Genomic DNA, 4876 nt, shown 5'->3' on the forward strand with positions numbered 1-4876 from the left:
CGCGAGGCGGCGCTGCTGGAATCCGGCCTGCTGCCGGTGGCGGGCGCCGACGAGGTGGGGCGCGGGCCGCTGGCGGGACCGGTGGTGGCCGCGGCCGTGATCCTCGATCCCGCGCGGGTGCCGCAGGGCCTCGATGATTCCAAGAAGCTGCCGAGGGCCCGGCGCGAGACGCTGTACCTCGAGATCTGCGCCACCGCGCACATCGCCGTGAGCCTCGCCCCGCCGGCGCGCATCGACCGCGACAATATCCGCCAGGCAACCCTGTGGGCGCTCGCCAATGCCGTGCGCGCGCTGCCGGTCAAACCCGCTTTCGTGCTGGTGGATGGCAACGACCCGCCGCTGCTGCCCTGCCCGGCGGAGGCCATCATCGGCGGCGACGGGCTGATCGCCTCCATCGCCGCCGCCTCCATCGTCGCCAAGGTGACGCGCGACCGGCTGATGGCGCAACTCGGCCTCAGCTTCCCGGACTACGGCTTCGAGCGGCACATGGGCTATGGCACCGCCGAGCACGGCGCGGCGCTGGTGAAGCACGGCCCCTGCATCCACCACCGCCGCTCGTTCGCGCCGGTGCGGGCGCAGCAGCTCGGCCTGTCCCGCGGAGGACGCGGCGGAGTGAGCGCGCGGCGGCGCCGGAGGGGCGGCCCGTGCCGAAGAGGGATCTCCTAAGATCAACTGCATTTTGCGCTGGGAATGCTTGGAACAGCTGTCCAGTCTGAATTTAGTCTATTTCATATTTGCTTCTTCTCTTCCATCTGCCGGTTGATCGCCGCAGGGCCCGCGCTACGGTTCCGCCCGCGAACGGGGGCGCGCCGTGGCGGCGCGCGCGTGTCGGGAGACGATCATGGTCAGCCAGAAACTGGAAGCCAAGCTGAATGAACTGCTGAACGGCGAGATGGAGGCGCACCACATCTACACCCAGGCCGCTGCCTGGGCCGCCGGCAACAAGTTCGAGGGGGTGACCCAGTTCCTCCTCGGCCATGCCAAGGAAGAGCTGGAGCACATGCTGAAGTTCTTCGCCTTCCTCGACGATCTCGGCGCCCAGATCACCCTGCACGGGCACCAGCGGCCGGTGATCTCGGCCGCAGATATCCGCGGCCTGTTCCTGCGCATCCAGGAGGAGGAGCGCAAGGTGACGGCGGGCATTACCGCGGCGATCGAACTGGCGCGCGCCGAGCGCAGCTACGAGACCGACGAGTTCCTGGCCTGGTTCGCGCGCGAGCAGCACGAGGAGGAGAAGCTCTGCCGCAAGATCCTCGACCGCATCGACCTGATCGGCGCCGGGCCGCATGCGGCCTATTTCGTCGACAAGGAGCTGGGGGCGATGGCGAAGGGCGACTGAGCCTTCCGCCGGCCGGCCCGCTCCGCTGCCGCGCGAAACGGCGTCGGGGCGCGGCCGCGCCGCCCGCCGGTCCGTCGAGTGGTAGCCTTCGCCCTCGCGCACCTTGCCGCGGAAGATCCAATACACGAACACGATGTATCCCAGCACCACCGGCAGCAGGAAGATGACGCCGAACAGCATCAGGATCTGGCTCGGCGCCGCCGCCGCGGTCTGCCACACGGTGAGGGAGGGCGGCACGAGGTAGGGGAAGGTGGAGATGGCGAGCCCGAGGAAGCCCAGCAGGAACAGCCCCACCGTGCCGAAGAAGGGGAGCATCTCGCGGCCGGCCTTCAGCCAGCGCCACACCAGATAGGCGACCAGCGCGGTGACGATCGGCACGGCGCCAGGAAGAAGATGTTGGGGGTCGAGAACCAGCGCACGGCGATGCGGTCGAAGGCGAGCGGCGTCCACAGGCTCACCGCCGCCATGAAGGCGAGCACCACATAGAGCAGCGGCAGCGCCTGGGCGCGGGCGCGATCGGCGATCGCCCCCTCGGTCTTGATGAGCAGCCAGGTGGCGCCGAGCAGCGCATAGCCGGCTACCACGCCGATCCCGCACAGGAAGGCGAACGGGGTCGCCCAGTCGAGCGGCCCGCCGGCGAACTGGCCGTTCGCCACGGTAATGCCCTGCACCAGCCCGCCCAGGATCACGCCCTGGCTGAAGGCGGCCACCAGCGAGCCGCCGGAGAAGGCGAGGTTCCACCATTTGCGGCTCGACGCCGCCACCCAGCGGAATTCAAAGGCGACACCGCGGAACACCAGCGCCAGCAGCATGATGATGACCGGCAGATAGAGCGCCGGCATCACCACCGCATAGGCCTTCGGGAAGGCGACCCACAGGCCGCCGCCGCCGAGCACGAGCCAGGTCTCGTTGCCGTCCCAGAATGGCGCCACCGTGTTCATCATGGTGTCGCGCTGCTTCTCCTCCCGGGCGAAGGGGAACAGGATGCCGATGCCGAGGTCGAAGCCGTCGAGGATCACATACATGATCACCGCGACGCCGATGATGAGGCCCCAGATGACGGGCAGGTACCATTCCATGGTCCGCTCCTGTGCCTTATGCGCCGGGGGTGATCTGGCCCTCGCCGTGGGCGGCGGCCAGCGGACGGGTGGGACGCTCCTTGCGGGGCGGCTCGATCAGCGTGCCGCCGGGGCCCTTCACGATCAGCCGGTTCATGAAATAGAGGCCGGTGGCGAAGACGATGGAATAGACGATGATGAACAGCACCAGCGTCACCGCCACGCTCCAGCCGATCACCGGCGAGACCGCGTCGGCGGTGCGCAGGATGCCCTGCACCACCCAGGGCTGGCGGCCTTGCTCGGTGACGATCCAGCCCGACAGGATGGCGATGAAGCCGAGCGGCCAGGCGAACGAGGCCGGCCAGAGATACCACCGCGTCTCGAACACCTTGCGGCGCCACAGGAGATAGGCGCCGACCCAGCCGAACAGGATCATCACCACGCCGACGCCCACCATGGCACGGAAGCCGAAGAACGGGCCGATCACCGGCGGGCGGTCCTGCGGCGGGAAGTCCTTCAGCCCCGGGAACAGGCCGGTGAGGGAGTGGGTGATCATCAGCGAGGCGCCCCCCGGGATCGAGATCTCGAACAGGTTCTTCTCCGCCTTCTCGTCCGGCCAGGCGAACAGCACCAGGGGGCCGGCTTGGAGCCGTCCCAGTGGGCCTCGATGGCGGCGATCTTGGCCGGCTGGTACTTGGCGGTGTTGAGGCCGTGGGCGTCGCCCACGAAGGCCTGGATCGGCCCCACCACGGCGAGCATGCCGATCGCCATCACCACCATCACCTTCGCCTCTTCCTGGAAGCGGCCGCCCAGTAGGTAGCGCGCGCCCACTGCCAGCACCACCAGCGAGGTGGTGAGGTAGGCCGCGAGCAGCATGTGCGGCAGGCGGTGCAGGAAGCTCGGATTGAAGATGATCTCCAGCCAGTCGAGCGGATAGGCGACGCCGTCGCGCATCTCGAACCCGGCCGCGTCTGCATCCAGCTGTTGGCGGAGAGGATCCAGAACGCCGACATGAAGGTGCCGAAGGCGACCACGCAGGTGGACAGCACATGCAGCCAGGCGGGCACCCGGTTCCAGCCGAACAGCATGATGCCGAGGAAGGTCGCCTCCAGGAAGAAGGCGGTGAGCACCTCGAAGCCGATCAGCGGCGCGATCACCGAGCCCACCACCTCGGCGAAGCGGCTCCAATTGGTGCCGAACTGGTAGGACAGGACGATGCCGGAGACCACGCCCATGGCGAACGAGACCGCGAAGATCTTGGTCCAGTAGCGGGCGAGCCGGTGAAACACCTCGCGCCCGGTTTTCAGCCACAGCAGTTCCAGCACGGCGATGAAGGCCGACAGGCCGATGGTGAAGCTCGGGAAGATGATGTGGAAGGAGACCGTGAAGGCGAACTGGATGCGTGCGAGAGTGACCGGATCGAGGTCCATTGCCGGCTCCATCATTGTCGCCGGGCCGGGCAGCGCAGGCGCCGCCGGCCGGGTATCGCTCTTGCTCGCGCTCAGGCCGACTATGGCCGCCGCGAGGCGGATTTTCCAGGCCGCCTGTCCATCCCCGCCCAGCGGAGGGCCGATCGTCTTGCCTGTGAGCCTGTCACCGAGCGGATCGCTGCGGAGCTCCCGAATGGCGTGCGGCCGTTGCTGCGCCGCTGCCGACGCGGGTCACTGGATCACACGTCGCCAGGCGCCTTCGAGACATTCCAAATCCGCTGTCCGCGGACCATAGCCAAGTCCCGCCGCGGCGTCGATGCCCTGGACGCAGGGATCGGTCTGCGGGGCCGCGACCCTGTGCCGCCTCAGGCGGCCCTCACGCCTCGGCGAGCGCGGCGCGGGCGAAGCCGCGGATGCGTTCCACCATGGATCGCAGACCGTTGGAGCGCTGCGGCGTCAGGTGGCCCTCCAGGCCGATGCGGCGGAAGGTGGCGAGCACGTCGGTGTTCAAGATCGCCTCCGGCGTGCGCCCGGAGGTGAGGCCGAGCAGCACGGCGACGAGGCCGCGCACGATATGGGCGTCCGAATCGCCCTCGAACTCCAGAACCGTGCCCGCGGGACCCTCGGTGCGCCGGCCCACAAGCCAGACCTGGCTGGCGCAGCCCTGGACCTTGTTGGCCTCGGTGCGCTCGGTTTCGGGAAAGGGCGGCAAAGCGCGGCCGAGTTCGATCACGTGGCGATAGCGGTCCTCCCAGTCGTCCAGAAGGTCGAAGTCGGCGATCAGGTCCTCGGCGTCCATCAGGTGATCCTTGCGGCCATCTGCGCCCACTATACGGCCATCGCCGGCCGATGTCCTCAGGCCGGGCGGCGCGGGGGCAGGGGCGCGGAGGCGGGCAGCGAGGCCGGCAGAGCGGGGGCCGGCGGGGTCGGCCTGGAGATTTGCCGCCGCCGCCCCAGGCCGGCAGCAGGTCCTGCGGCGTGAGGTTGAGCTGGCCGGCGGAAGGCATGCGCGCAGGATCGAGGCCGGTGGCGGTGCTGGCGGGTGCCGG

At 69.1% G+C, this 4876-nt stretch carries 3 protein-coding genes and 2 pseudogenes; 2 read left to right on the forward strand and 3 right to left on the reverse strand.

Features of this window, described 5'->3' with window-relative positions; genetic code table 11:
* Positions 1–666 (forward strand): ribonuclease HII (locus AC2W7M_RS19740; RefSeq protein ID WP_486134280.1); only part of this gene is annotated, 666 nt, incomplete at its 5' end.
* A gap of 175 nt (positions 667–841) precedes the next feature.
* Positions 842–1339 carry a ferritin gene (locus AC2W7M_RS19745; RefSeq protein ID WP_486134284.1) on the forward strand — a complete coding sequence of 166 codons (498 nt, stop codon included), beginning with the start codon at positions 842–844 and terminating at the stop codon, positions 1337–1339.
* Positions 1340–1417: 78 nt separating this feature from the next.
* Here the strand turns inward: AC2W7M_RS19745 and cydB are convergent.
* The 3 genes and pseudogenes from cydB to AC2W7M_RS19760 form a co-directional block, all read right to left on the reverse strand.
* Positions 1418–2418: pseudogene (cydB, locus tag AC2W7M_RS19750) on the reverse strand (cytochrome d ubiquinol oxidase subunit II); the annotation flags it as partial.
* Between the two features lie 16 nt (positions 2419–2434).
* A pseudogene (locus AC2W7M_RS19755) lies at positions 2435–3842 on the reverse strand (cytochrome ubiquinol oxidase subunit I).
* 361 nt (positions 3843–4203) lie between these two features.
* Positions 4204–4626, reverse strand: coding sequence for a SufE family protein (locus tag AC2W7M_RS19760; protein ID WP_486134282.1), 423 nt, complete (start codon positions 4624–4626; stop codon positions 4204–4206).
* Positions 4627–4876 lie beyond the last annotated feature (250 nt).

This window comes from Xanthobacter sp. BG11Y11_SDJG, from assembly GCF_057364445.1.